Here is a 25,174-nt window from a genome sequence, read left to right as displayed (position 1 = left end):
TAAAATGGCGATTTTATAGAATTAGAAATGTCTAAGGTTGATTTTCATTGAAAAAACAACGTAAATACTTTGCTTATATGAATTATATCGCTATCTTTGCAACATCAAACAGAGAGTTCTTTGAGACTTTGCAGAATAAAGAAAGGGAAAGAAACTCGCTCGTTTCTTAGTCGTTCACCTTATCAGATTATATATACTGCTTTTTATTAGTAATCAGTCGATTACATTCACCCCCATTACTTTAATTGGGAAGTAGGCGTTGATAATTCCCATCAATACGCTGATGAAGAACAAAAGGATAAGTATTTTTATCGTATCATAAAAGAAAAAGTTTACGGCAATTCCTATCGGTGTGTCGGCACTTAGTCCGAGCAGTCCGTAAACAAGCCTGTCTGCAAATTCTTGTATCATAGAAGTCTTTTTTTGTTCGCTTAAATACGAACAATGTTCTTGAAAAAAAGCGGCAGGTACCATAATGGTTGTTTCTGCCGCTCGTGGTTAAACATATTCTGTCAATCAGATGCCCAGAAGTTCCTTTACTTCACTTTCTGTCGGTACCTTCCCCTTCAATTTTACCACTTCGTCAATGACAACGGCTGGCGATGTCATGATATTGTAATTCATCATTTCCATGATGTCGTCCACCTTGGTGAGTTTTGCATCGATGTCGTTCTCTTTAAGTACCTTTTCAATTACATTGTAGGTTGATTTACATTTGGCACAACCCGGCCCTAAAACTTTTATTTCCATATTAGTAAAAATACTATTGTTATTAAATTCATTTTACAAATACATTATCCAGCAATAATATATGCCGATGATGATGAATACCACGCCTACAATAAGGTTCGCCCATTTTTGCACTTTCTGTATCTTTCCGTAAAAATTTCCCATTTGTTGTACGCTGAAGGCGAGAACCCATGCAACAGCAAGTACCGGTATAGCCGTAGCGACAGCAAATATCATGGGTAGAAGATAGCCTGCCGAGGTCGTGGCAGACATCGGTATCAGCATGCCGAAGTAGAACACGCCACTGGTGGGACAGAAAGCCAGGGCGAACAGAACCCCTATCATCAGAGCACCCCAGCCGCCTTTCCTGGCAAGACCTTCCGGATTTCCAGTGAATCCAAACTTGGGGAGGTTGAGTTTATCTCCCCAAAGCATGAACAGGCCTATCACGAGTAGAAGAGGTCCAAGTATAAGCTCCCCCCACGTTCCTATTGTCTTTTGTATGCCGAACATACTGGAACCTTCTTTCAGAATAGTAATCAGTATTACACCAAGTAGGGTGTATGAAAGAATTCGCCCCAGCGTATAAAGCAGGCCATTTCGGAATATGCGCTTCCTGTTTTCAATATCTCTTCCGATAAACCCTATAGCTGCTATGTTCGTTGCTAACGGACAAGGTGAAAGTGCTGTCAGTAGTCCGAGCAGAAATGCTGTCAGTATAGGCGTGGAACTGTTATCCAGCAATGTCTGTAACCAATCCATATCCACCATTATCTCAGCATTTCATTTACGGATTTTACGACACCAGCCCTAAATACATCTGGTGATTTGCGTGCATTAGCAAAAGCAAATTCAGTCATATTCTTGTATGTTTCCTTTCCATTCTTATGTCTAACGATAAATAGTGAAGACCATGTTACCTCATACTTTTCTGCTATCTTCTCATTTTCCTTTTTGCTGATGTCTATTACCTTAAAAGTCACCTTGCCTTTTTTTATCTGGTCAGCGAAGTTCTTTTTCATTGTAGCTTTAGTGTTGCTTTCGATAGCCATACATGTGGCACAGCGCTGTTTCCCATGAAAATACAACACTTCTACATAATCCTTTACCGTCGTCTTTTTTAGAGCCTGGGCGTCTGTTCCGTCCTTTGCATTCATGTTGCAAAAGATAAAGGTGAAACATGCCACGATTAAAAATAAACACTTTTTCATACCTTTTTATATTTTGTTGTTAGTCATTCGCAAAACTACGAACATATTTTTCAAAAAAAATCACCTACGACAGCCCTTATTATTGCAGGGTTGCGCAAAGAAATCTGCAAACATCTTCTTCGCAGCTTGCCAATTATCCTTGTTGATACAATATTTAACTTTGGGCGCTTCCACTTCACCCTGGATTAAGCCGGCTTCTTTCAATTCCTTCAAATGCTGCGAAACGGTTGCTTTGGCAATAGGTAGTTCTTCGTGAATATCACCGAAGAAGCAACTATCTTGTTTTGCCAAGAAAGCAAGAATTGCCATCCTCGTTGGATGTCCCATTGCTTTGGCAAAATGAGCTATCTGTTCCAGATTTGTTGTGTGCAGTTTATCTTCCATTATTCTATATGTATCATTGTTTGTTGTTTGCAAAATTACGAACAATATCTGATACATGCAAATAATATCGTTATTTTTTGGGAAAATCGTTTTTTTTTCTGTATCTCAGAAAAATATAAGTAGTAATCCTATGCTATAGTCGCAAGTCTAAGTTGTTAATGATTCTATGTGAAAGCATCTTATGGTTTCCAAATCCATAGGAATAGCTGCTTCCTTCTTGCAGGGTACTTGTGAAATCATAAGCTATTAGTTTAACTTTTGAAATGTAATCTAAATATCCTAAGGCACTTGTTTCTGTTCCCTATAATTATCTTTTAGCATCTTTTCCAAATCTGAGGCCTTATAGAGGATTTTTCCTGCGAACTGGGTGTAGGGGATAATTCCCCTATCCCGATAGTCCTGCAAGGTGCGAGGGCTGATGTACAGCCTTTCGCACACCTCTTTACTCGTGAGAAAGTGCTCACCGCCAAAGAGCGGTTTGTGTGTCTTTGCCACTTCCTTAATCCGCTTACTTACCCCTTTTAGTGCGGACAGCACCACCTGCATATCGTCTGCCTCCATGTTCAAATCTCTTACTTGTTCCATAGTTCTTTCGCCTTATTTGTTATTCATGGATTTGTCCGTTTTTGATTTCTCCGATTTAGTTTGGAGCAATAGCTCCACATCCTCACGCCTGTAATAGCACTTATGCCCGATTTGAGAGAATGGAAGTACACCTGTATCCCGGTAGTGCTGCAATGTGCGCTTGCTGATGTTGAGCAACTTGCATACATCACCATTGTGCAGCCAATCGGTATGCTTGCTCTGTTCCCCGAATGCCTTGTGGCAGGTCTCGGCAAGGCTGAGAATCTCATTCCTGAGCCTTGTCCAATTTGAATCCGTAATGATAAAATATCCCATAGTTTTATTATTGTTTTGTTTGTAATTCTGTCTTATTGGTATTGACAACACCTTTGTCTGTTCTGCGTTTCATCGCACGTTTATGCCTGCAAAAGTATAATGAGTTTGTCATACTTCAAAGCAGCAGGGAACAGCAGGGAAACATCGGGAAGTTGAAGGAAAAGCTAACGCATTTTATCGGCAGCTGTTTGCACATTCTTTCCCTGTTTTCTTCTTTCGCCGTCCGTTTGAAACAAAGATAGGGCGGTGTATGTCCTATTCAATCATTCTTCGTTCAAGAGACACCTTGTAACACTCTTAGTATGGACAAACGCTACCCTATTTCTGCGCGGATTCTATTGTTTGCAATATCGGTGCAGAATACTGCAAACGTGTGCAAAGGGTACACTTCTACCTCTGTCTTTCCTTATTATTTTATCCCCTGTTTTGACTTAATTCGGGCTTAAATCAGTCATTTCTTTTCCTGTCTCCTCAAAAAAACGTGCGAACTTTATTGCGAATGAACGCAACATCATGCAAGCACTCTTTGAATGCTTGGAACTTTCCAGTTCTCTTCATAACTTCACTCTTAGAAACCAAACCAAGCATATAATGAAGAAGAATGCAGATAAAAGCAAATCGGAGGGAGGAAACAATATGCCCAAGCGAAAAAAGACTTCCTCAAAAAACGGTGAGATAGAAATCTATCTGTCCTCTCGCTATGAGTTCAGATACAACACTGTATTGGGAAGAACCGAATACCGAAGCAAGAACGATGCTCATTTCTCAAAAGTGGGTCGCTATGAAATCAACACGCTCCGAAGGGAGATAGACAACGACATCGGGATAATAACCTCATCAGAAAATCTATACTCTATCATCGAGAGCAGCTTCTCTCCACGCATCAACCCCATACAGGAGTATTTCAAGGGATTGCCATTGGTGGATGTAAGTAGCATTTCTCCCTTTTCACTGAAAGCCATTCCCCACTTGGCAAGTTGCGTAGTCGTGCGCAACTCTGACAAGTGGTTACAATATCTCACCAAGTGGCTTGTGGCGGTGGTCGCCAATGCGATGGACGACCGTGAGTGCTGTAACCACACCTGCCTTGTGCTGACGGGCGAGCAGGGAAAGTTCAAAACTACATTCTTGAATTTGCTCTGCCCACCTGCATTGCATGGCTATAGCTACACAGGCAAGATATATCCGCAGGAGAAGGACACGCTCACCTATATAGGACAGAACCTCATAGTGAACATCGACGACCAACTCAAAGCCCTCAACAAACGGGATGAGAACGAACTGAAGAACCTCATTACCTGCCCGATGGTCAAATACCGCATGCCCTACGACAAGTATGTAGAGGAGCATCCCCACTTGTCAAGCTTTGTGGCATCAGTGAACGGCAATGACTTTCTTACAGACCCTACAGGAAGCAGACGCTTCCTGCCCTTTGAAGTGCTTTCCATAGATATTGAGAGAGCAAAAGCGATCTCGATGAACAATGTTTATGCGGAAGCCAAAGCCCTGTTAAAGTCAGGTTTTCGCTATTGGTTTGATGATGATGAGATTGCCGAACTATACAGAGAGAGTGAGGACTTTCAAGTACAAACTGCAGAGATGGAGCTTTTGTTGCGTTGTTTTGAAAAGCCAACGGAGGATGAAAGTTATTCGTTAATGACCACTACGGAGATACTCACCTATTTGGGTATTTATACCCACCAACCACTTGTTGCCAAGCGGATGGGCGAAGCCTTGAAGAAAGCAGGATACATAAAGGTGAGCAAACGAAGAAACGGTGGTAGCCCCATCTATGTCTACAAGATTAGGAAAATCTTGCCCTGCCCGCTCCTTCAAACTTGTAGTAGCCAAATGTAGTAGAATGTGTAGTATTGTCTTATACTACAAAGTAATACTGATTATCAATCACTTATCACAGAATAGTGTGTAGTAAGAAGAAAGATGAAAAAGTTTGGAGGGGAAAAACTTTGGAAAAGGTAAAACCATAAAAACAGACAAACATAAATAATTATCATTCAACCCATTAATGTATCAAAACAATGAAAGAAGAAGATTTATCACGTATCAAGCGATACCCCATCGTGGAGTATCTCGAAAGGAAAGGTATCAAACCTGTCCGCAAAACACCTACCTATGCCATGTACCGTTCACCGCTCAGGGAGGAAACGCATCCGAGTTTTAAGGTGGACACAGAGAAGAACCTTTGGATAGATTATGGCGAAGGTAGGGGCGGAAGTATCATCGACCTCTGTATGCGTATGGAGGGATGCACGCTATCGGAAGCCATCCGCCGTTTGGGACAGAACGCTTCCCTTGATGCAGCGTACGGTCTTTCAAAAGAGAAGTCAGACATCGATACCAGTCCAGTCACGCCATGGCAGCCAAGTGGGGCAAGGAAACTGATAGAGGTATCAGACACCTTGCCTTCTCACTTAGAGGCCTATCTTGCCGATAAGCGCTGCATCGACCTTAACAGGGCAAGACCTTTCCTCAAATGTATCTGCTATGAGGTAAGGGGCAGGCGCTATCAAGCCATTGGCTTTGCCAATCTCTCTGGCAGCTATGAGCTTCGGGACGACAAGACGTTCAAGGGAACGATAGCACCGAAGGACATTACTCCGATATTCACGGACAGAGCGGAACCTGTATGTATCTTTGAAGGCTTCATGGACTTCCTCTCCTTCCTTTCGATGAAAGAAGAGATTACCAACCACTGCCTTGTGATGAACTCCGTGAGCAACGTGGCAAGGACTATCCGCTATTTGAATGACCGACACCTCACCAATATCCGCGCCTTCCTTGACAATGATGAAGCAGGACGGAGGGCTGTTCAAGATTTCATAAAGACAGGCTTCCATGTTGAGGACATGAACATACATTACAAAGACTTCAAGGATCTCAACGATTTTCATGTCAGCCGTGTCCGTGAGCAGCAGAAACGGAAAGCGCAGGAACAGACACACATATCAATTACAGGACAAAACAAGAAATCAAAACAAGTCAAACTTAAAATGAAATAGAAATGGAAAAGGAAACTATGATGAGTGACAAAGACCTTTCATGGTTCTTGGGTGTGGAAGATGAAACAGAGAACGAATCTACTTCACAAGAAGCGACTGCAGTTCCTGAAAGAGAAAGACCAACAAACAAGCAGGACACAGAGAATACCATGCACTCCGAGCCTGCACGGAACACTGAGAGTGCAACTGTTCAAAGACGTATCAGTGCCAAGATGAGAAAGAAAACACTCGAAGCCTACAAGCAAGCCTATCTTGTGCCGACCAAGTTAAACAACCGTAAGGCAGTCTATCTGAGTAGGGATACACAGGAGCGTGCCGACTTCATTGTGCGTAGGTTAGGCGACAGGGGCAGCAACCTTTCAAGCTTTGTGGAGAACATCGTTCGTCAGCATCTGGAGGAATATGGTGAAGATATAGAGAAATGGAGAAGGTTATAAACCGCAGGAAGGGGGCGAGGGATGAATTTCAAAAGATTTATTTCCCGCTCTAATCCTACTATCGCATTAAAATATGATGTCATATCTCGTAAATGAGACGTCATATTTGGGCAAATATGACATCATATTTTTAGCAAGCAGACATCTGAATGATGAGAACACCACGAACACAGTTAAACACAGAATACACGGCATTCGTTTTTAGGCTATAAAACGTTTTAAGCGTAAATGGTTTGTTCGGTAGCATTGCAAGACGTCAGTTTGTACCCACAAACTGCTCTTGCTCCCCTCGTCAGACTGTCGGGGAGATTAGACCGTAATCACTCCGTTCTCATCGGTCAGTATTCAAGAATTAAGAGACAATGAATCATCTATAATGATTAACTTTCAAAGAAGCTTATATGAGCAGATACAAGGGAAAAGCTGCCAAATGGCAGCAACAGGATAAGGAAGAACAGAAGATGAACAAGACAGAGTTCATCAAAGTAAGATGTACCTTAGAGGAAAAGCAGCGTATCAAGTCAAAGGCGGAAAGTGCGGGGCGGAAGTTCTCCGATTACTGTCGTGAGATACTCCTTAACGGAGAAGTGACTGCCGTTCCCAAGATGACAGACAATGAGAGGGAAGCCATTGCCATCCTCCAGCATACAGGAAGGTTCTATGGGCAGGTTTCCAATCTCATCAAGGTCAAGGACGAAGATTGGCTACATATCACAAAGAACCTCTCGCTATGTGCCAAAGAAGCATTTAAGCGATTTTACGACCCGCATTTTCGTGTGGACGATGAGGTATATAAGGTCTTAAATCTAACAAGAAATGATAGGAAAATGTAAGGCGATAGCACACGGCAGCACGGCTCTGGACTATATCTTCAGAGAGGGCAAGCTCGGCTATCGGCTTGCCTTCCACAATCTTTGCAGCAGGGAACCAAAGACAATCTATGAGGAAATGAAAGTGGTCAACGACTATAACAGCCGTTGCAGGAACAAGTTTCTCCGTATCGAAATAGGCATTGCACCGCAGGACGAGAAAAAGCTGCCTGTATCCGAGCTTATGGGAATAGCCCATCTGTTTGCCAAGCGAATGGGACTTGACAACCACCAATGGGTGGCAGTAACGCACAAGGATACTGATAATAGGCACATTCACATCATCGCCAACCGCATCAGTCTGTACGGAGAAGTCTATGATACCACCTTTGTGAGCAACAGGGCAGCAAAGGTGGCGGAGGGAATCAGTAGGGAGAAAGGTTTGACTATTGCAAAAGAGGTCAAGGCGGAAAGGAAACACCAAAAGGCAAAGACTAACCCTACAAGAGAACAAACAAAGCAGCAGGTGCAGAAGATTTGTTATGCCTTGCTTGAGAAGTATAAAGATACAGGTATCACGGGGCATTCCATGTTCCTTTACGAGTTGAACAAGAACAGCATCACCATTGAGCGCATGAAGAACAAGCAGGGCAAGGTCTATGGTTTGAAGTTCTCATTTGGCGGACAATCTTTCAAGGCATCGGAAGTGGGCAGGGAGTTTGGCTACCATTCCTTGCAAAAGAATTTCGAGGCAAGTCAGAAAGCCGAGACGAATGTATCTGCCCAAGTAATACGCAAATCGTCAGAGCATACAGATACTAAGGATGCTGGCTATCAACTCGTACCCCCAAGACTTTCATACAGCCCACGAGCAACGGAGGATACTCCACAAATCGCACAGGCTATAAGAGCGGTGGCAGATACAGCTATCAGCGCAGCCGATGAATTGGTGGAGGGAGTAGGTGGAATGATTACGCCAATGACACATGGCGAGGACTATGCCGAGACCGCATGGCAACGTAAGCTCAGATACCAAGCCAATAGGAAAAAGAAAGGACGAAGGCTGTAGAAAATTTGAATAGCAATACTTTCATTGTTGGCACATTATTTGCTAGTTGACAATAAGAATTTATTAATTATTAATACAAACAATATGGAAAGAACATACAATGTGCTGTTAACCTACGATATAGATAGCAGACATACCGAAGTTAGGAATACATTAATTGAAGAGTATGGTTTTAAGGATATAATCATAGGTAATAATGGCACGAGGTGTTATTTGCCGAATACCACATTACTAAAGAGAAATACCACCAAGGAGGATGTCCATAATATAATAAAGAACGTATGTAAGATGCTTAATGCAAATCTAAAAAGGACTATTTCCTCAGAATGTTCAAACTGGATAGCATTACAAGGCGAAAAGTTTTAGATTTGTAAGTAGAAACTATAAGTCCAACCACTTGTTTCATTCAAGCTGGTAAAATTATGTGTGTTTTTCATCAAGAACGCTTGTTATTCGGTAACAAAGTATTATCTTTGCAGATAGAATAACAAGCGTTCTTTGTTAGGTAGAAAACAGCAACTTGAAGTAGCTCGCTCGTTTCCAAATCGTTACCTGTTTAGTTATACCAATAAGGTAACTTCTTTATTTTCAATTAGATACAATTTTATAATTAATTGACTTGCAATAGGTGCCCTTTTGAGGTCCAATTAGCGCCCTTTTGAAGTCCAATTAAGCACCTTTTCCTTTACTGCTTTATAACCAATTGATTTCCTGTTGGTTACAAACCTACTTTTTATCCATGTTATTGTCCTTATTTATAGCTGTTTTGTTTGATAATATGTAATGATTTTTCAACACGCAGTCTGTATTTTTGAAGTGTTAAGATGAGAAGATTTCCTGTTGTCGTAGGATGATAATAGAGTAGACACCTGAGAGACTCAGCTATGTTTTTCTCAAATGAGCAACTTCTGTTCTTCCGTCAAAGCTATACGAAAAGCAGGTTCTTCCGAAATCTGGAGTGATAAACTAAAAGTCTTATGTAATAGGTACACGGAGTCACGAAGGGAACGGAGGTAAACGCAATGTCACGGAGGTGCCGACGGCACAATGAGCGACGGAGGTGTAGCGTACAGATTCTTGATAACTTTTGGGATAAATGCTTTGGGTATAAAGTTACTAAAAAAGTGTGCAAACAAACTTCGTCGCTCTATGCACCGACGGTGCCTCCGTGCCTTCCACTACTTTGTTTTATAATCCTTCGTCCTCTCCTTTACTCCGTGTGACATTTCGTCAGAGACCTAACCTTAAGTGGTAAATCTTATCACTCCAAAATCCTGAAGACCCGAAAAGCATTCACACATTTAACGGAAGAATTCAAAAAAAGGCACATAAAAGACTTTATATTGCTTTTATGCACCCTTCAGTGTTTTATTGACGTGTCCCGATAGGATTATACGTTCAATGCTGTGTTCTTCTGTAATGCTTGTGATATTGTTGCAAAGAAGTCATTTATCTCTTCCTGCTGATCCTCTTGGAAGGTATTTCTTTTCCTGATTTTCAGTTTAATTGATTCTCCTTTAATAACGAGAAAGAAGTGTTTCTGCTTTTCATCAAAGCCAGCCTGCTCTATGCTTGTCATAGGATAATAGAACATATCCCATTCAGCTTGCTCATTAGATTTGATTCTGTAGAAGCCTGGTATAGGTTGAGCGAGAGCGGATATTATATACATGTCCTCATCATTATAGGCAATAATTGCTGGGTCTATCTGTCCTAAACTCCCCTTAGGAATATAAAATTCTACACACTTGATATTGCTTGTATTGATAGAAGGATATTTCTTGGTGATGAACTCCATTGCCTTTGCTGTGTAGACTCCCTTACTATTCTTCCCTTTTCTACGGACATAGAAAATTAGCGAAAAGGCAATGACGATCATTGCAATGAATATGAGAATGAACGGAAAAATACTTTGATCCATAATCTTAATGATTTAATATGTTATTAATAAATTATTTCAACTTAACTTTTATCCATGGGCTCTCGGGATGTTTCATAAGCCATTTCACTACGTTACAAAAGCCTAAGACATCACGCTCCTCTGGATGAGAAGTCCAACAACAACGTCCGATGATATAGGAGTGTCCGAACTCCTCCCATGTGTCGAATGTGCTGATGGCTCTTTGGTAAGCTTTTTCCAGATAATCCCATGCCTCGTCAGAGTTGAGGTATTTCATTTCCACACCAACACGCACGAGATAGGCTGTGCGCCCTATATCCCATCCTATAACATCTTTTTCTGTTATAGTATCCCATGAGGTAATCAGTTCATTAGCAAGTAGACTATCTTGTGCTGCAATATAGTTGGTTAGCATATTAAGCAAGTCACTTAAATCTCCAACTCGTGTAATATAATGTTTATCGACAATACTTGCCATAGACCATATACGTCGTACCTCGGTGTTGATCCCGCTGTCTTCTTGTATCTCTGCCATCATTTCTTCTTTTATAACAGCAATATCAAGTGAACGGCAACGTCCGAGTAATTCTTCTATCGTATCGCATAATTCTTGTCGATTTGTGATACCCCATCCTTGTTCGAGGAGTACTTTTGCACGTGAACCAATCTTAGATGAAAGTGTAAAATGGTCTCCTCCCTGCTGTCCTTGATATTGTGCACTTAGGGAGATGCGGCGTAATTGTTCGTCGGATAGTTTACTTGAATAGTTGAATAGACCCATTATTGTGGCTTTTAAAATATAAGTTCAAAGGTATGAAAAATCATTAGAAATGACGAAGCTATTATTTTCTTTAACATTTATATAGAGGTTGTCTACTCTATTCTTTTCTGCCTATCGTAAGGTAATTCTTTTATAATTGAGTTTCCTGTCATTGCTGTCATTCGTTATGATGACTTAACTTGTTAAATGTTAAAACGATGTGAAGTAAATCTGGTATAAGACATTAGACATCTAACAACTCAAATAGGACATTTATTTCCTTTATAACATTCTGTTCTATTTCTTTCTCAGTACTACCAAATTCCGTAAGTTTTCGATAGCCAAGCCATCCTTTACCGCTTTCATAACCTCTTTCTTTTAGCTTTTCTATGACAACACTATCTTTTGGGTTGATTTGAGGAGTTTTATATTTATCTTCATAAGCTTGCCGAACAAAAATACAATTCTTAGCAATTGTAATTCCATATTGGGCATTTTCATCTTTGCGTATCCTATTTCCATTATTGTAAATATAGGTTTTCTTCCTTTCGAGGATAGAATGTTCTATACTTTTTACATCAATATTATTTTTTATAGAAGCAGGTTTCTTCTCTTTTAAACGCTTATGATATGCTTGAATTTCATTTATACAGAAAGACTCCAAGTTATTAAGGTCTATCTCGTCAATACTTTTATAATTAAAGACATAAGAAAAGAATTTTGCAATTAAAGTCCTTTCTTCTGTAGTTAGGAACGCTCCAGGGTGGGGAATCCCAAAACATGGTATACCATTGAATGTACCCATATATATACGCGCCATTATCGGATTACGTGTCTTATCATACTTGAAAGAAAAGCCATCTATCGAAATCGAAGCTAATCTGTTGAACGCATTCCTACCACTTAACCATACAATCATCTTAGGCTTAACTCTTCTGACTAAATCTATAGTCTGTGGAAACGTAGTCTTTAATAGTGATTGGTTCAGTTCTTTCTCCTTAACAGTGTTGAAAAAAGTGGCATTCGTCAGGACAAATCTTCTTTCGTCGTCAAGAATATTAGGTTCCTCAACATCTTTAAAGAATCTCTTTAAATTCATAAAATAACGCCAAGTATGATGACGACTCCAGTTTGTACAATTCCCATACTGGGGGTCTCTACCGAAGTTCCCTGATATAAGTTGTTCTGCTGTCATCCCTGTAGCCGAGCTTATTCCCCAGTTTGGATTCTCAATCATTTGTTGGTAAGTTCCGCCAGAACCAGGGTTAATACCTGCTATTAAAATATCAACAGAATTTACTCCTATAATTTTGTTTAAGTTAGATTGAGTATAGAATGCAGGAGTCTTTTCTCTACCACGTTCGTCTGCTATCTTATTATACAGCTGAACCGTTTTCTCTCCCCATAGCAATAATTCTTCTTTTGTCATATTTTAAGCAATTATGTACTCTCAATTATAATGATTCAATTTTGCCACCTATTCTAAAATATTGAGTTTTACAAGTTCTAAAATATTGAGTTTTACAAGATAAGCATAACGCCTCTTATTTTTTCAACGATGTCATTGTGTTTCTGAAGCAACACGCTACAAAATTAACATTTTTATTTTATTATTAGGTAATAAACGTGGATAAAATTTGGTTTATCCATTTTATATAGAGTTACTATAAAAAAAATACTGGTAATCTTCCCATAAAAACATACTGTTTGCTATTATATTCTTACCTTTGTAAGGTGATATTCTGAAATCGAATGTAATGATAAATCTAAACTAAAAAATACTTCAAAGAAATTAGAAATATGGGAAAGATACGTTATTTTCGCTTGTTGTAGGTGTTGCGATACGGCATGAAGTGTTTTCTATAAATCAAGGTTGCAACTATCTCTTTTAGATAACGAAACAGCTATTAAAAAGAGGTTTTTAGTCATATCTTTTAAATATTTTTCTAAGTTTCTCGAAAAAAAAGTTCCTAAATCCGTGCAGTCTTTTAAGCAAAACGTGCTCCTTTTAATAAAAAGGTATGGTATATCTATGAAAATAGATGTTAATATAGACGCATGTAAACAGGGAGAACGTGAGGCTCTCGGAAATTTATATAAGGCATATTCCGACAGATTAAAGAGAATATGCCTGCACTATGTGGAAGATGAAAGTACGGCAGAAGATATTTTACACGATGCTTTTATCATCATTTTTACCTCTATTAATTCGCTGAAGGACAACTCAAAATTGGAAGGATGGATGATAACGATTGTGAGAAACCTTTCGTTGAGGTTCCTACAAAGTACAGAAAAAAGTAATATTCTTTTATCCAGTCTGGGGAAAGATGTGTTGAGCGAAGAAGACGATAAAGAAAAGAATATAGAGCTGGAGTTGTTGCTGTCAGCGATAGAACTGTTACCAGAGGGGAACCGAGAAATATTCAAACTCTCAGTGTTGGACGGTCTTTCACATAAGGAAATAGGGGATCTGCTTGGTATCAATCCACATAGTTCTTCTTCGCAGTTGGCTCGGGCAAAGAAAATGCTACGTGTCATATTGATTAAGTATTGGATGCTATTCTTGCTTCCCATCCTGATACCTGTCTATATCTATTTCGTAACGAGGGACAAGTTCGTTGATACATCTGATAATAGTTCAACGGCTTTAGATACTCATCATAACTTTCCAAAACGAGTTCAACAAAATGGAGCTGCTTCTCAAAAGAATGGGCAGCCAAGGTATTCTATACCTTCAAGCGCTATTGGAAATGATAGGCGTGTTTTGGTAAAAAAGACTATTCCTACTGAAGATATTTCTTCACAGATCATAACAGACAGTGTTGAATCAGAGCAGCAGCCAGTATTCTTCCATGTAGATTCCTTGCCAAAGTATTTGGCTACTGGTGAAATCAGTATAGACGACTCCGTGCTCCGTATTCCACAAATTTCAGAAGATAAAATGTTGGCATCGAATGGAAACATGAACCTCGATGTAAACCATAAGAAGAAATACCCGTGGACATTCAACTTCGGCTATTCCTCCAATGCTGGAGCCAATGGAGCTATGTCTAATTTGAACTATCTCTCGGTGGTAGATTATGCTAACGGCGGTGCGGCTGCCAAACTATATACCTGGGATGATTATGTAAATTATTTAGTCAGGAACAATGCGCTGATGGATTCTGTAGAGAGGGCAAAAATGTCATGGATTGCACTGAATAATGCAACAGAGGGCAATGCGTCTTTAGGTGAGAAGGCGTACCACTACCGCCCCAAAACCTTTAGTTTGTCGCTCAACAAGCAACTAAGTTCCCATTGGACTTTTGGCACGGGATTGACTTACACAAGAATGAAGTCTGATTTTGAGAGTGAGTTTCATGGTGCGACCTTGTTGAAGACCCAGAAGATTGATTATGTGGGCATACCGTTGCGATTGACCTATCGTATATGGAGCAAGGGACGATTCAATGCCTATACGACCGGTGGAGTGACATTCGAGATGCCAGTTCACAGTTCACTTGATAAGAAGTATATCATAACGTCTGACTCGTCCTACACGTTAAAGGGTGACATCAAGCCACGTTATCAGTGGTCTGTAAACTTAGGTGCCGGTGTGCAGTACAAGCTATTCAAACCTTTCAGCCTGTATATAGAACCAAATATGTTCTATTATTTTAGAAATGGTAGTAGTCTCGAAACTTACCGTACAGAGCATCCGTTTATCATTACCGTACCATTCGGATTACGGCTTACTTGGTAAATGAAATAAATAGATAAAAAGTCATAAATATTGTGCAGTCTTTTCGTGGTTTTCTGCTCTTAACAATAAAAGACAAAACTTAAAAAAATGTACAGTATTTATGACTACATCCACAATGGAATGGTATTTGTCAACAATGTAGTACGCAGACAGCATAAGGAACTTACCTCTCTAATGATATATTCCACAACAAGTTGTCAGTCTCGTTGCAAACACTGTTCCATTTGGAAAAAACCTACAGAAAATCTAAGTCTGGTTGATATTAGCAGAATAATGAATAGTAAATGTGTAACAAAAAGCACGATAGTAGGTTTGGAAGGAGGTGAGTTTATCCTCCATCCCGAAGCAGACAATATATTAGAATGGTTTGATACTAACCATCCTAATTATACATTGCTGTCCAACTGCCTTGCAACGAACAAGGTAATTTCTGCTGTAAAGAATCATCATCCCAAACATTTATACATATCACTTGACGGCAATATAGAAACCTATCGTTATATGCGTGGGAGAGATGGGTATGACAAAGTGATTAAGGTTATAGAGGCATGTAAAGACATCGTACCTATCTCCCTAATGTTTTGTCTTTCTCCATGGAACTCGTTTGAGGATATGAGGCATGTCATAGATTGTGCTAAACAATATAACATTGATGTACGTATTGGCATTTACAGCACAATGTCATTCTTCGACACAACCAAAGATTTAATAGAATCCAATGATGCGGATTTCATCAGCCAGATACCCTCTTCCATACATCAAACATATGAGAACTTTGACTTTGTAGCTTTGTATGACGAGTGGAAGAATAAAAGACTGAAGTTACGGTGTCATAGCATATTCAGTGAATTGGTCATACATTCTAATGGGGATGTCCCCTTATGCCAGAATTTAGATGTAATCTTGGGTAATATTCACGAGAATACACTCGATGAGATATTCAATTCAAGGAATACGTGCAAAATTCAATGTCAGTACTCCAAAGAATGCAATCAATGTTGGATCAACTATCACCGAAAATATGACATTATCCTGTTAAGAAATATAGAAAAGATAATCCCCAAACGATTGATAGAGTTGTTTTATGGGAAATATCAATGGACCATCAACAGGCAAACTACCTATAATAAACATTTCAAACGAATAAAAGCAAAGCTAAAATGGGATATTTAGATAACATCATAGGCAGATACAAGTATATACGCAGTATGAGAGAGTTGAATCATACTTACACGCAACAGTATGCTCTTGTTGGGTTTGGCAATCATTGTGCAAACAACCTTCTGCCCGTCATACAGTATCTTCAGTTACCACTGAAATATATCTGCTGTACCTCAGAGAAGAAAGCCGAACTGATTTCTCAAAAGTATAAAGGAGTCAAAGGAACAACTTCTTTACAGGATATACTGCTTGATGATACTGTTTCTGGTGTTTTTGTGGCAGCTAATCCTCATTCACACTTTCAGATTGCAACCGAAACTATAAAAGCAGGAAAGTCCTTATTTATAGAGAAACCACCCTGTGAGAATGAAAGAGAATTAAAGTCTTTGATCGATACTATCATGCTATATGGCTCACAACATATCGTTGTCGGACTGCAAAGGCGTTTTGCCCCTGCCACTCAAGTATTGAAAAAACGATTGAAAGGTGACGGCAAACGGCATTATCATTATCGCTATCTGACAGGATTATACCCTGAAGGAGATACTTTACTTGACCTATTCATCCATCCTCTTGACTATGTAATATTCCTTTTTGGAGAGGCAAAGATAAAGAGCTTGGATGTCATTCGCAGTAGAGATGGTGCCCAAACTTTGTTTCTTGTATTGGAGCACCAAGATATAACAGGTATGTTGGAACTATCAACAGATTATTCTTGGAAAGAAGCACAGGAACAGCTAAATATCAGTACAGATAAAGGACTTTATGTGTTGGAAAACATGGAGCGACTTGATTTCATGCCGAGACGCTCAGCATTGTTAGGGATTCCGTTGGAGAAAGTCTTTCCAAACAATGGAGCAATAATTTGTCTCTACGGAAGAAACAACTTTGTCCCAACTATTGGGAATAACCAAATTGTGTCACAAGGGTTCTTCTCGGAAATTCAAGCGTTTGCCGATATGGTTGAAAACAGATGCGAGGATAATCATGCCTTTTGCTTGGAAAGTGTCAAGCATGTTTATTCCTTAATGGCAGAAATAAAGAAGTATATGAACATAATTGACGACCAAATATTATAATAACTAATTAAATCCAACAAATTATGAAAAGGTACTTTTGTGTATTACAGGCGTTCATTTTCTCGTTGCTGTTTATTGGTTGCAGCAATGAAGATGAGTCTGCTTCAACTCCCACAGTGCAAGCATCGAAAACGGAATTGTTTGCTATAGGGACAGCCCGAATGACAAGAGCCGCTTCAAGCCCCTATCTCTTTACACTTGACAACATCAAGTCTTTCAACGCGCAGACCCGTGAGATTATTTTTCAAGATTTTGAGCCGACAAGTCTGCTCTTTCCCATTTATCGTAACATAGAAATACATTCGTATGGTAAGGTTCTACTCCATATCTCAACGTTTGTGTCATCTTTCAATAGTCAAATCTTCACAGACTTATCATTAGTTTCAGAATCTGGCAAGTTTTATCTGAGTGACTGTTACCCACGCAATATTGAGGACAATAGTCAATATGTTAAAGAGAACAAGGCCATTCAAAAAGCAAAAGAAAAAAGAGCGGCAGAATGGGGAGAGTTTCTCTCAATACTCAAAAAACACGGGAAGTTGATTGAATAGTAAACACTATCCATAAAATGTATGTCTTTATTGCGGATTTCAGCAATAACAGAAATACGTAATAATATAAGCAAGAAATAACTTGTAATTACGTTTATATAAATATCAACATATAAAATCCTTGTAATTATGAAAAAAGTATTTTACAGCCTAATCCTTTTCTGTGGATTATCTGCATGTTCCTCTGAGAAGGTATCTCTTGAGCCATTAAGAATTTATGATGTTGCAAATTCTAATTGTAAGTTAAGCATCTCTCCGACAGATACACGTCCTGACTTCTATGCAGAAAACAATGCTATTCCAGCAAAATTAAGTATAGAGTTGGACAAAGACGGTATAGCCCAGTGTCTACTGGAAGATTTGAAAGCCAACTGTTCCGTAAGAAAGATTTATGTGAATATCGCTAATCAAGATAATCAAATTACCCTTGTCGTGTACCATAATGTACTTGATGCACTTGCCGATTGTATTTGCAAATATGATGTTCGTTTTAAGATGAGTAAATTGCCTCCTGGTAATTATAAACTAAAGGTGTACTATGCTAACCCAAATATGAAATATGATGAATCTAATATTGCATATAATGGACAAGTAAATATTGTTCAGAATAGAAAAGTCTCTGTAAAATTCAATCCAGAAATAGGTTTACCTGAGAATTAAAGATGTAGGTGTCTATTCAAAATATGGCACTTGGGCTGGTATATATCAGGTCAAGTGCCATGTAGTATTGTCAATATTCCATCTTCATCTTATCTTTTTCTCTATAGATATTCCTTTATAATTGAGTTTCCTGTCATTCCTGTCATGCGTCATAATGACTTAACTTGCTAATTTACAGTAGGATTATGCGAAGTGTTAAAAGTAACAGCAAACTAAAAGTAAAATTATTCTTGTAATAATGAGTAGTGCGTGTCTTCTTACTTTAGTCAGAAATATCACATCATGCTCTTAACTATCCAACGAACTAAGCGTATTAGTTATTCGTCCCAAAAGATAGTATTTCAGCGGGCTTGATAGTTATTTAAACCACTTTTTTGCTGTCTGTCCCTATTATTTGGAGGCAATCAAAAGCTTTGATACATTTGCAACAGAAATCATTGTTTCACTTATTAAAATCAAAGCGTATGAAAACTTTAGTTTCTAAAATCGCCGTTATCGTTGCCCTTATGTGCGCAACCAGTATGAATGCACAGAACAACAATCAGTTCGAAGCACAGTTAAAAACCACTTTAAGTAACGTCAAGGCAGACGAAGCTACATCTATTGTAAAGGGAATGGATGAATTGAAGCGTATGGAAACTCAGTATCCTGATGCTTGGCTCCCCACCTATTATCGTGTGTTCTATGCCCTTCAGTATGCTGCTCGCTCTCCACAGAGTGATTATTCCTCCTTATTCTTAGATGCGGTGAAGGCTGACCTTGAGGCATTGCAGACAAAAAAGGGAGTTGATCGTTCAGAACAGTTTACGTTGAAGGGTTTTTATTATGCAGCACTCATCACACAGAATCCATCAGTGAATGGTAAACTTTATTACATTGATGCAATCTGTTATTACAAGTCAGCTATTGGTATTAACCCATCTAATCCTCGTCCTCGTATTCTTCTTTACATGTTCTTTGAGAATATGAGTAAGCAGACCGGACAGCCAAGTATGAATAGTCCAAAGGATTTAGAGACAATCAAAGAGTTGTTTAGCAAGGAAAAGCAGAATGGTCTACAGCCAGCATGGGGACGTAATCTGATAGACTATTGTAAGTAAAAATAATGTTCTGAAAGAACTTAAACCATAAAGATGTGAGAGTGTATCAAAATAGACACATCCTCTCTTTTAAATTCCTAAAACTTAATCGTCAAAAAGGGTTGACCCTTCCGTCAAAAAGGGTTAACCTTCTTGTCAACAAAGAGGATATGTCTATTTTGACACACGCCCTATCTTTGTGAGGTCCTTTATCATACAAAGGAATTATGCTAATAGATACTATAAATCGTCATCAAGTCTTCATAAAAGGGAAGATAAAGAGTATAGATTTGCTCTCTTTAAGAAAAAAATGTATCTTTGAAGCCTAAAAATAGATATTATTGAAAACAAAGAACGATTTAAGCTATGGCAAATTCATTAGACGAAGTGACAGGACCAGTTAATGATGCTGGCCGTGATGTGCATGTAATAGACAAGCAACTTCCTGTTGAAGTTGGTTTTGGTTCAACCCTCTTTCAGATTGCTTTGTGGGTAGTTGGTCCAGTGTTGGTATTGTTGTTTGTGCTGTTATTGGGTAGTACGATGACAAATCCATTGCTTGTAGGTGTTGTAGGCTGTTTGGTGGGAATCCTTCCAGGTGTTATCTTTATCTTTATGAAGATATCAGCTCGCAATTATTTCCAGAAGTTAGAACAGCGTATTCAGGCTGAGGCGTCTAATATTGATAACTATTTGGAACAGCGCGTACAGATACTGCAGAACGTAGTTGGATTGGTAGAACGTGCTATCGATCTTGATAAAGATGTGATGAAAGCCGTTGCAGCCCTTCGTAGTGGTAGTGTGAATGAGGGAAATAGAAGTGATGTGAATGCACAAGTAAATACAGCCTTCGGTCGACTCTTTCCACAGGTTGAGGCTTATCCAGAGTTGAAAGCACACAATGCCATTGCTGATGCGATGCAGCAGAATAACTACTTGCAGCGTGAGATTACGGCAGCCCGTACTGTTTATAACAGTCGTGTGACACAATGGAATACTGATATCTTCTCTTGGCCAACAAAGATGATTGTTGCTGCTCAGCAGGGTTATACAACACGCATACCATTCACTGCAACAGCAGAAACACGAGAGGCTGCAAGAGGTAAGTTCTTCTAAGACTACAGAAGTAAATGGTAGAGGATATATATGATCCACTAAACGAATACATCAGCACCTTCAAAGATAAGTTCAAGAAGGTGGCTGATGAAACCTTTAACGCACTTGCTGACGAGGCGCAGGTTGATGTTGAGGCTAATCGTGAGACGTGTCGACAAATCTATGCAGGTGAGAAGCAACTCACGGATGTGTCTGGTCGTATCACGATGTGGACTATCCTATGCGTCATTCTGTGGATAGCTGTGGTGGCAGGTGGTGCTGTTGTTTATGTGAAATGGAATGAGTTTCCAATGGAATACCTCTTGATGATAGGTGGAGTGGCAGCCTTACTGCTTGTCTTTCTATTACTCAAGGTACATCCAAAATTGAAGTCTTTACGTACTCAGCACAACGATTTAGACAATAAGGTGAAGACTTTAAAGGAGCAAGCATGGAATCAGATGGCTGCTCTGAATAGGCTTTACGACTGGGATGTCTTTACGCGTATGATGTCGAAGACGGTACCCAGACTGGAGTTCGATCCTTATTTTACGACACAACGACTGGCAGACCTTCGTAAAACATACGGATGGAATGACTCTTTTAATACCGAGCGTTCTGTGCTTTATTCCCATTCTGGACTTATTAATGGTAATCCTTTCGTCATCTGTCGAACACGAAAGATGGAGATGGGAGAGAAGACTTATCACGGTCAGAAAACCATTTTCTGGACAACAACAGAGACGGGTCCTGATGGAAAGCCACGTACTGTGTCTCACTCAGAAACTTTACATGCCAGTGTAACAGCGCCTTATCCTAATTATTTTGAGCGTACAAGGCTTATCTATGGTAATACAGCAGCACCCGACTTGACCTTCTATCGTAAGCCAAGTGAGCTGGCAGGAAAAGAAGGTTCGTTACGTTATAAGTGGGATCGGTTTATGTTGAGGCGTAAAGCACGCAACCTTGAGAATGGTGACTTTGCGATGTTGACGAATGAAGAGTTTGAGGTTGCGTTCAATACAAGTAATCGTAATAACAATCAGCAATATGCTTTACTCTTCACACCATTGGCACAACAGAGTCTGATGGCACTGTTGATGGACGAGAAAGAGGGCTATGGTGATGACTTTGATTTTGATAAGCATTACATGATAAACACTATCATGCCAGAACATCTACAAGTGTTAGACCTTGATATGAACCCTGCTCAGTATCGCAGTTTTGACTTTGAGAAGGCTAAAAAAGACTTTTACGAAATCAATGAGAGATACTTCCGTGCTATCTACTTTAGTTTTGCACCCTTGTTGTGTGTACCGATGTATCAGCAGATACGTCCACAGAAGGATATCTACGGACATGATATGGAACAGAAGAGTTCGTTCTGGGAACATGAAGCATTGGCTAACTTCTGGGGACAGGAGAATTTCCAGCATCCTGATTGTGTGACTCCTTGTATCATGAAGACTTCTTCTGCGGAACAGGGCGATGGCAGTACGCTGATTAACGTGACAGCTTATGGCTTCCGTTCAGAACGTCGTATGTCTTATATTAGTAAGTATGGTGGTGACGGTTCATGGCATGATGTACCCGTGGAGTGGTATGAGTTCTTACCTGTTGAGGGCAATGGTCGTATTATGATGCAGGAGGATGAGACACAAAACGATACTGATATGAGTCAGAAACAGCGTATGAATCATATTAGTGAAGTCTTACAGAAATCGCACTTGGATGTTTATAGAAGGCATATTGCCTCTAAGATATAACGATGAAGGAAATGAATAAAAAAACAAAGGACGATAAAAGCATCTCACTTTTATCGTCCTTTGTTGTATATGGAGTAATTTATAACTTCTCACCATAGCACAAGTCACCAGCATCACCGAAGCCAGGAACAATGTACTTATGTTCGTTCAATCCTTCGTCAATTGCTGCACACCAGATGGTTGTTGAGTCTTCAGGGAAGGTTTTGCGGATATGTGCGATACCTTCTGGTGTAGCCAAAAGACAAGCAACATGCACATGACGAGGAGTTCCCTTTGAAAGGATAGCCTTGTAGCCTAACTCCATAGAACCACCAGTAGCCAACATTGGGTCAGCGATGATAAGTGTCTTACCGTTGATGTCTGGTGTGGCAAGATATTCAACGTGAATACCTACCTCATGATGTTCAGCATCCGTATATTCTCGATAAGCACTAACGAAAGCATTACCAGCATGGTCGAATATGTTAAGGAAACCGTTATGGAAAGGCAATCCAGCACGGAAAATAGTAGCCAAAACAATCTTGTCAGTTGGTACATTAACCTGAGCCGTACCTAATGGAGTAACAACATCCTTTGGTTCGTAGTTCAGTGTTTTAGAAATTTCAAAAGCTTCGAACTCTCCGATACGAATAACATTGTTGCGGAAGAGCAAACGATTCTTCTGATAATCCTTATCACGGATTTCTGCTAAATACTGATTGATAATAGAGTTCTGCTCTGAAAAATTAATGATGTCCATTTTAAGTCTTAGGTGTTATAGATAAGCAAGTTAGCAACTTGCTCTGCAAAATTTCGGCAAAATTAAGAAATAAATCTGAGGTTTTGCAAAGTCTGATTTGCAAATATAGCCATGCTTCTTGTTTTTTTTATTTCTTTAACCTTCTAAGCAAATACTTTGATACTTTTTCTTCGGTATTTTTTGTGTGAATTTAATAAATATATTACCTTTGCGGTGTCTTAATAAATAGGACATAAAAACAGTGAACAAATCAATTTTCAACTAAATACATTTATAAGAAATGGCAAAGTTTGATAAGAGCGTACTTGAGAAGTACGGTATTACAGGTACAACAGAAGTACTTTACAATCCTTCTTACGAAGTATTGTTCAATGAAGAAACAAAAGAGAGTCTTCAGGGCTATGAAAGAGGTCAGGAGACTGAGCTTGGTGCAGTAAACGTAATGACTGGTATCTACACTGGTCGTTCTCCTAAGGATAAGTTCATCGTTGATGATGAGAACTCTCACGATACAGTATGGTGGGATTCTGAGGAATACCATAACGACAACCACCGTGCTTCTAAGGAAGCTTGGACAGCTGTTAAGGACATCGCTAAGAAGGAACTTTCTAACAAGCGTCTTTTCGTAGTTGATGGTTTCTGCGGTACTCACAAGGATACACGTATGAAGATTCGTTTCATCGTTGAGGTTGCTTGGCAGGCTCACTTTGTAACAAACATGTTCATCCGTCCAAAGTCAGAGGCAGACTTCGATCAGGAGCCAGACTTCATCGTTTACAACGCTTCTAAGGCTAAGGTTGAGAACTGGAAGGAGCTCGGTCTTCATTCAGAGACTTGCGTTATGTTCAACGTAACAACTAAGGAGCAGGTAATCGTTAACACATGGTATGGTGGTGAGATGAAGAAGGGTATGTTCTCTATGATGAACTACTTCTTGCCATTGAAGGGTATGGCTTCTATGCACTGCTCTGCTAACACTGACATGAACGGTGAGAACACAGCTATCTTCTTCGGTCTTTCTGGTACTGGTAAAACTACTCTTTCTACCGATCCAAAGCGTAAGCTCATCGGTGATGACGAGCACGGATGGGATGACAAGGGTATCTTCAACTACGAGGGTGGTTGCTATGCTAAGGTTATCAACCTTGACAAGGAGTCTGAGCCAGACATCTATGGCGCTATCACACGTGACGCTCTCCTCGAGAACGTAACAGTTGACGAGAATGGTAAGATTGACTTCGCTGATAAGAGCGTAACAGAGAACACTCGTGTATCTTACCCAATCTACCACATTAAGAACATCCAGCGTCCTGAGTCTCAGGGTCCAGCTGCTAAGCAGGTTATCTTCCTTTCAGCTGATGCATTCGGTGTATTGCCTCCAGTATCTATCTTGACTCCAGAGCAGACTAAGTACTACTTCCTCTCTGGTTTCACAGCTAAGTTGGCTGGTACAGAGCGTGGTATCACTGAGCCTACTCCAACATTCTCTGCTTGCTTCGGTCAGGCATTCTTGGAACTCCACCCAACAAAGTATGCTGAGGAGTTGGTTAAGAAGATGCAGCAGAGTGGCGCTAAGGCTTACTTGGTTAACACTGGTTGGAATGGTACAGGCAAGCGTATCTCTATCCGCGATACTCGTGGTATCATCGACGCTATCTTGAACCACTCAATCGACGCTGCTCCAACAAAGCAGATTCCTTACTTCGACTTCACTGTTCCTACAAAGCTCGAAGGTGTTGCAACTGATATCCTCGATCCACGTGACACTTACGCTGATGCAGCTGAGTGGGATAAGAGGGCTAAGGACCTCGCAGAGCGTTTCATCAAGAACTTCAAGAAGTACGAGAATAACGAGGCTGGTAAGGCTCTCGTAGCAGCTGGTCCACAGCTCTAATCCTTTCGGAATATTTCTGAATAGATAATAATGACTCCCATCCGTAGCAATACGGGTGGGAGTTTTTGTTTGTCCTTCTGTAATAGAGAACAGTAAGACCGCTAATTTTAGGTAGAAATATAACGTACTATTACTACAGTAATTTTAATTTTGTTTTGCTGTCACTTTTAACACTTCGTGTAATTGTGC

The 25,174-nt window shown here is 39.8% G+C and carries 24 protein-coding genes and 1 pseudogene; 14 read left to right on the top strand and 11 right to left on the bottom strand.

Translation table 11 applies throughout. The features are described from left to right. Positions 1 to 240 precede the first annotated feature (240 nt). The 7 genes and pseudogenes from FIU21_RS11705 to FIU21_RS11675 form a co-directional block, all read right to left on the bottom strand. A pseudogene (locus FIU21_RS11705) lies at positions 241 to 411 on the bottom strand (permease); the annotation flags it as partial. Positions 412 to 516: 105 nt separating this feature from the next. Then, positions 517 to 750, bottom strand: coding sequence for a thioredoxin family protein (locus FIU21_RS11700; protein ID WP_004359040.1), 234 nt, complete (start codon positions 748 to 750; stop codon positions 517 to 519). A gap of 33 nt (positions 751 to 783) precedes the next feature. Next, positions 784 to 1,491, bottom strand: a complete 708-nt coding sequence (locus tag FIU21_RS11695) for an aromatic aminobenezylarsenical efflux permease ArsG family transporter (RefSeq protein ID WP_004359042.1) — start codon at positions 1,489 to 1,491, stop codon at positions 784 to 786. An 8-nt stretch (positions 1,492 to 1,499) separates the two neighbouring features. Then, positions 1,500 to 1,940 carry a nitrophenyl compound nitroreductase subunit ArsF family protein gene (locus FIU21_RS11690; protein ID WP_004359044.1) on the bottom strand — a complete coding sequence of 147 codons (441 nt, stop codon included), beginning with the start codon at positions 1,938 to 1,940 and terminating at the stop codon, positions 1,500 to 1,502. A 60-nt stretch (positions 1,941 to 2,000) separates the two neighbouring features. After that, the gene (locus tag FIU21_RS11685; RefSeq protein ID WP_028899680.1) at positions 2,001 to 2,324 is read right to left on the bottom strand and encodes an ArsR/SmtB family transcription factor; all 324 of its coding nucleotides are present in this window, start codon (positions 2,322 to 2,324) and stop codon (positions 2,001 to 2,003) included. 279 nt (positions 2,325 to 2,603) lie between these two features. Next, positions 2,604 to 2,909: a helix-turn-helix domain-containing protein gene (locus FIU21_RS11680; protein ID WP_004359048.1), complete on the bottom strand. Its 306-nt coding sequence runs from the start codon at positions 2,907 to 2,909 to the stop codon at positions 2,604 to 2,606. 12 nt (positions 2,910 to 2,921) lie between these two features. Continuing rightward, positions 2,922 to 3,224 (bottom strand): helix-turn-helix domain-containing protein, encoded by a 303-nt coding sequence (locus tag FIU21_RS11675; protein ID WP_004364954.1) that lies wholly within the window; start codon positions 3,222 to 3,224, stop codon positions 2,922 to 2,924. A 513-nt stretch (positions 3,225 to 3,737) separates the two neighbouring features. Here FIU21_RS11675 and FIU21_RS11670 point away from each other — a divergent pair. The 5 genes from FIU21_RS11670 to FIU21_RS11650 all read left to right on the top strand — a co-directional run bounded on the left by FIU21_RS11670 (position 3,738) and on the right by FIU21_RS11650 (position 8,559). Continuing rightward, entirely contained in the window at positions 3,738 to 5,081 is a 1,344-nt protein-coding gene (locus tag FIU21_RS11670) for a virulence-associated E family protein (protein WP_302051685.1), read from the top strand. A 182-nt stretch (positions 5,082 to 5,263) separates the two neighbouring features. Next, positions 5,264 to 6,244, top strand: a complete 981-nt coding sequence (locus tag FIU21_RS11665; RefSeq protein WP_004359056.1) for a toprim domain-containing protein — start codon at positions 5,264 to 5,266, stop codon at positions 6,242 to 6,244. A 2-nt stretch (positions 6,245 to 6,246) separates the two neighbouring features. Further along, on the top strand, positions 6,247 to 6,681 hold the full coding sequence (locus FIU21_RS11660) for a DUF3408 domain-containing protein (RefSeq protein ID WP_004359058.1): 435 nt from the start codon (positions 6,247 to 6,249) through the stop codon (positions 6,679 to 6,681). 401 nt (positions 6,682 to 7,082) lie between these two features. Further along, positions 7,083 to 7,514 carry a plasmid mobilization protein gene (locus FIU21_RS11655; RefSeq protein WP_004359060.1) on the top strand — a complete coding sequence of 144 codons (432 nt, stop codon included), beginning with the start codon at positions 7,083 to 7,085 and terminating at the stop codon, positions 7,512 to 7,514. Next, a complete protein-coding gene (locus FIU21_RS11650; RefSeq protein WP_023926015.1) occupies positions 7,498 to 8,559 on the top strand; it encodes a relaxase/mobilization nuclease domain-containing protein in 1,062 nt (353 codons plus the stop codon). The genes FIU21_RS11655 and FIU21_RS11650 overlap by 17 nt, the downstream gene beginning before the upstream one ends. A gap of 1,390 nt (positions 8,560 to 9,949) precedes the next feature. On the opposite strand, the gene FIU21_RS11645 is transcribed toward FIU21_RS11650, so the two are convergent. The 3 genes from FIU21_RS11645 to FIU21_RS11635 all read right to left on the bottom strand — a co-directional run bounded on the left by FIU21_RS11645 (position 9,950) and on the right by FIU21_RS11635 (position 12,648). Then, complete coding sequence (locus tag FIU21_RS11645) at positions 9,950 to 10,480, bottom strand: hypothetical protein (RefSeq protein WP_036885756.1); 531 nt, start codon at positions 10,478 to 10,480, stop codon at positions 9,950 to 9,952. A gap of 31 nt (positions 10,481 to 10,511) precedes the next feature. Next, positions 10,512 to 11,240, bottom strand: a complete 729-nt coding sequence (locus tag FIU21_RS11640) for a DUF1266 domain-containing protein (RefSeq protein ID WP_004359068.1) — start codon at positions 11,238 to 11,240, stop codon at positions 10,512 to 10,514. Positions 11,241 to 11,463: 223 nt separating this feature from the next. Next, the gene (locus FIU21_RS11635; RefSeq protein ID WP_004359069.1) at positions 11,464 to 12,648 is read right to left on the bottom strand and encodes a hypothetical protein; all 1,185 of its coding nucleotides are present in this window, start codon (positions 12,646 to 12,648) and stop codon (positions 11,464 to 11,466) included. Between the two features lie 603 nt (positions 12,649 to 13,251). Here FIU21_RS11635 and FIU21_RS11630 point away from each other — a divergent pair. From FIU21_RS11630 to FIU21_RS11595, 8 genes are all read left to right on the top strand, one after another. Beyond that, positions 13,252 to 14,961: a sigma-70 family RNA polymerase sigma factor gene (locus FIU21_RS11630; RefSeq protein ID WP_004359070.1), complete on the top strand. Its 1,710-nt coding sequence runs from the start codon at positions 13,252 to 13,254 to the stop codon at positions 14,959 to 14,961. Positions 14,962 to 15,048: 87 nt separating this feature from the next. Beyond that, complete coding sequence (locus FIU21_RS11625; protein ID WP_036885757.1) at positions 15,049 to 16,134, top strand: radical SAM/SPASM domain-containing protein; 1,086 nt, start codon at positions 15,049 to 15,051, stop codon at positions 16,132 to 16,134. Then, positions 16,122 to 17,201, top strand: a complete 1,080-nt coding sequence (locus tag FIU21_RS11620) for a Gfo/Idh/MocA family protein (RefSeq protein ID WP_004359072.1) — start codon at positions 16,122 to 16,124, stop codon at positions 17,199 to 17,201. Before FIU21_RS11625 ends, FIU21_RS11620 begins: the two co-directional genes overlap by 13 nt. Positions 17,202 to 17,224: 23 nt before the next feature. Then, positions 17,225 to 17,752, top strand: coding sequence for a hypothetical protein (locus FIU21_RS11615; RefSeq protein WP_007367232.1), 528 nt, complete (start codon positions 17,225 to 17,227; stop codon positions 17,750 to 17,752). A gap of 129 nt (positions 17,753 to 17,881) precedes the next feature. Next, positions 17,882 to 18,412 (top strand): hypothetical protein, encoded by a 531-nt coding sequence (locus FIU21_RS11610; protein ID WP_004359074.1) that lies wholly within the window; start codon positions 17,882 to 17,884, stop codon positions 18,410 to 18,412. 464 nt (positions 18,413 to 18,876) lie between these two features. Beyond that, positions 18,877 to 19,512 carry a hypothetical protein gene (locus FIU21_RS11605; protein ID WP_004359075.1) on the top strand — a complete coding sequence of 212 codons (636 nt, stop codon included), beginning with the start codon at positions 18,877 to 18,879 and terminating at the stop codon, positions 19,510 to 19,512. A 345-nt stretch (positions 19,513 to 19,857) separates the two neighbouring features. Beyond that, on the top strand, positions 19,858 to 20,607 hold the full coding sequence (locus tag FIU21_RS11600; protein WP_004359076.1) for a LemA family protein: 750 nt from the start codon (positions 19,858 to 19,860) through the stop codon (positions 20,605 to 20,607). Between the two features lie 14 nt (positions 20,608 to 20,621). After that, positions 20,622 to 22,352, top strand: coding sequence for an MAG1210 family protein (locus FIU21_RS11595; RefSeq protein WP_004359077.1), 1,731 nt, complete (start codon positions 20,622 to 20,624; stop codon positions 22,350 to 22,352). A 79-nt stretch (positions 22,353 to 22,431) separates the two neighbouring features. Here the strand turns inward: FIU21_RS11595 and upp are convergent, their stop codons facing one another. Further along, positions 22,432 to 23,091 carry a uracil phosphoribosyltransferase gene (gene upp, locus FIU21_RS11590; protein WP_004359078.1) on the bottom strand — a complete coding sequence of 220 codons (660 nt, stop codon included), beginning with the start codon at positions 23,089 to 23,091 and terminating at the stop codon, positions 22,432 to 22,434. Between the two features lie 280 nt (positions 23,092 to 23,371). Here upp and pckA point away from each other — a divergent pair, with 280 nt between their 5' ends. Continuing rightward, complete coding sequence (gene pckA / locus FIU21_RS11585; RefSeq protein ID WP_004359079.1) at positions 23,372 to 24,985, top strand: phosphoenolpyruvate carboxykinase (ATP); 1,614 nt, start codon at positions 23,372 to 23,374, stop codon at positions 24,983 to 24,985. Positions 24,986 to 25,174 lie beyond the last annotated feature (189 nt).

Source organism: Prevotella melaninogenica, from assembly GCF_013267595.1.
GTDB lineage: Bacteria > Bacteroidota > Bacteroidia > Bacteroidales > Bacteroidaceae > Prevotella > Prevotella melaninogenica_D.
This window is presented reverse-complemented; position numbering and strand designations above follow the sequence as displayed.

Excerpts from the sequence above, each read along its gene's own strand:
- FIU21_RS11700 (WP_004359040.1), bottom strand. The coding sequence starts at position 750 with ATGGAAATAAAAGTTTTAGGGCCGGGTTGTGCCAAATGTAAATCAACC.
- FIU21_RS11695 (WP_004359042.1), bottom strand. The coding sequence starts at position 1,491 with ATGGATTGGTTACAGACATTGCTGGATAACAGTTCCACGCCTATACTG.
- FIU21_RS11690 (WP_004359044.1), bottom strand. The coding sequence starts at position 1,940 with ATGAAAAAGTGTTTATTTTTAATCGTGGCATGTTTCACCTTTATCTTT.
- FIU21_RS11685 (WP_028899680.1), bottom strand. The coding sequence starts at position 2,324 with ATGGAAGATAAACTGCACACAACAAATCTGGAACAGATAGCTCATTTT.
- FIU21_RS11680 (WP_004359048.1), bottom strand. The coding sequence starts at position 2,909 with ATGGAACAAGTAAGAGATTTGAACATGGAGGCAGACGATATGCAGGTG.
- FIU21_RS11675 (WP_004364954.1), bottom strand. The coding sequence starts at position 3,224 with ATGGGATATTTTATCATTACGGATTCAAATTGGACAAGGCTCAGGAAT.
- FIU21_RS11670 (WP_302051685.1), top strand. The coding sequence starts at position 3,738 with ATGCAAGCACTCTTTGAATGCTTGGAACTTTCCAGTTCTCTTCATAAC.
- FIU21_RS11665 (WP_004359056.1), top strand. The coding sequence starts at position 5,264 with ATGAAAGAAGAAGATTTATCACGTATCAAGCGATACCCCATCGTGGAG.
- FIU21_RS11660 (WP_004359058.1), top strand. The coding sequence starts at position 6,247 with ATGGAAAAGGAAACTATGATGAGTGACAAAGACCTTTCATGGTTCTTG.
- FIU21_RS11655 (WP_004359060.1), top strand. The coding sequence starts at position 7,083 with ATGAGCAGATACAAGGGAAAAGCTGCCAAATGGCAGCAACAGGATAAG.
- FIU21_RS11650 (WP_023926015.1), top strand. The coding sequence starts at position 7,498 with ATGATAGGAAAATGTAAGGCGATAGCACACGGCAGCACGGCTCTGGAC.
- FIU21_RS11645 (WP_036885756.1), bottom strand. The coding sequence starts at position 10,480 with ATGGATCAAAGTATTTTTCCGTTCATTCTCATATTCATTGCAATGATC.
- FIU21_RS11640 (WP_004359068.1), bottom strand. The coding sequence starts at position 11,240 with ATGGGTCTATTCAACTATTCAAGTAAACTATCCGACGAACAATTACGC.
- FIU21_RS11635 (WP_004359069.1), bottom strand. The coding sequence starts at position 12,648 with ATGACAAAAGAAGAATTATTGCTATGGGGAGAGAAAACGGTTCAGCTG.
- FIU21_RS11630 (WP_004359070.1), top strand. The coding sequence starts at position 13,252 with ATGAAAATAGATGTTAATATAGACGCATGTAAACAGGGAGAACGTGAG.
- FIU21_RS11625 (WP_036885757.1), top strand. The coding sequence starts at position 15,049 with ATGTACAGTATTTATGACTACATCCACAATGGAATGGTATTTGTCAAC.
- FIU21_RS11620 (WP_004359072.1), top strand. The coding sequence starts at position 16,122 with ATGGGATATTTAGATAACATCATAGGCAGATACAAGTATATACGCAGT.
- FIU21_RS11615 (WP_007367232.1), top strand. The coding sequence starts at position 17,225 with ATGAAAAGGTACTTTTGTGTATTACAGGCGTTCATTTTCTCGTTGCTG.
- FIU21_RS11610 (WP_004359074.1), top strand. The coding sequence starts at position 17,882 with ATGAAAAAAGTATTTTACAGCCTAATCCTTTTCTGTGGATTATCTGCA.
- FIU21_RS11605 (WP_004359075.1), top strand. The coding sequence starts at position 18,877 with ATGAAAACTTTAGTTTCTAAAATCGCCGTTATCGTTGCCCTTATGTGC.
- FIU21_RS11600 (WP_004359076.1), top strand. The coding sequence starts at position 19,858 with ATGGCAAATTCATTAGACGAAGTGACAGGACCAGTTAATGATGCTGGC.
- FIU21_RS11595 (WP_004359077.1), top strand. The coding sequence starts at position 20,622 with ATGGTAGAGGATATATATGATCCACTAAACGAATACATCAGCACCTTC.
- upp (WP_004359078.1), bottom strand. The coding sequence starts at position 23,091 with ATGGACATCATTAATTTTTCAGAGCAGAACTCTATTATCAATCAGTAT.
- pckA (WP_004359079.1), top strand. The coding sequence starts at position 23,372 with ATGGCAAAGTTTGATAAGAGCGTACTTGAGAAGTACGGTATTACAGGT.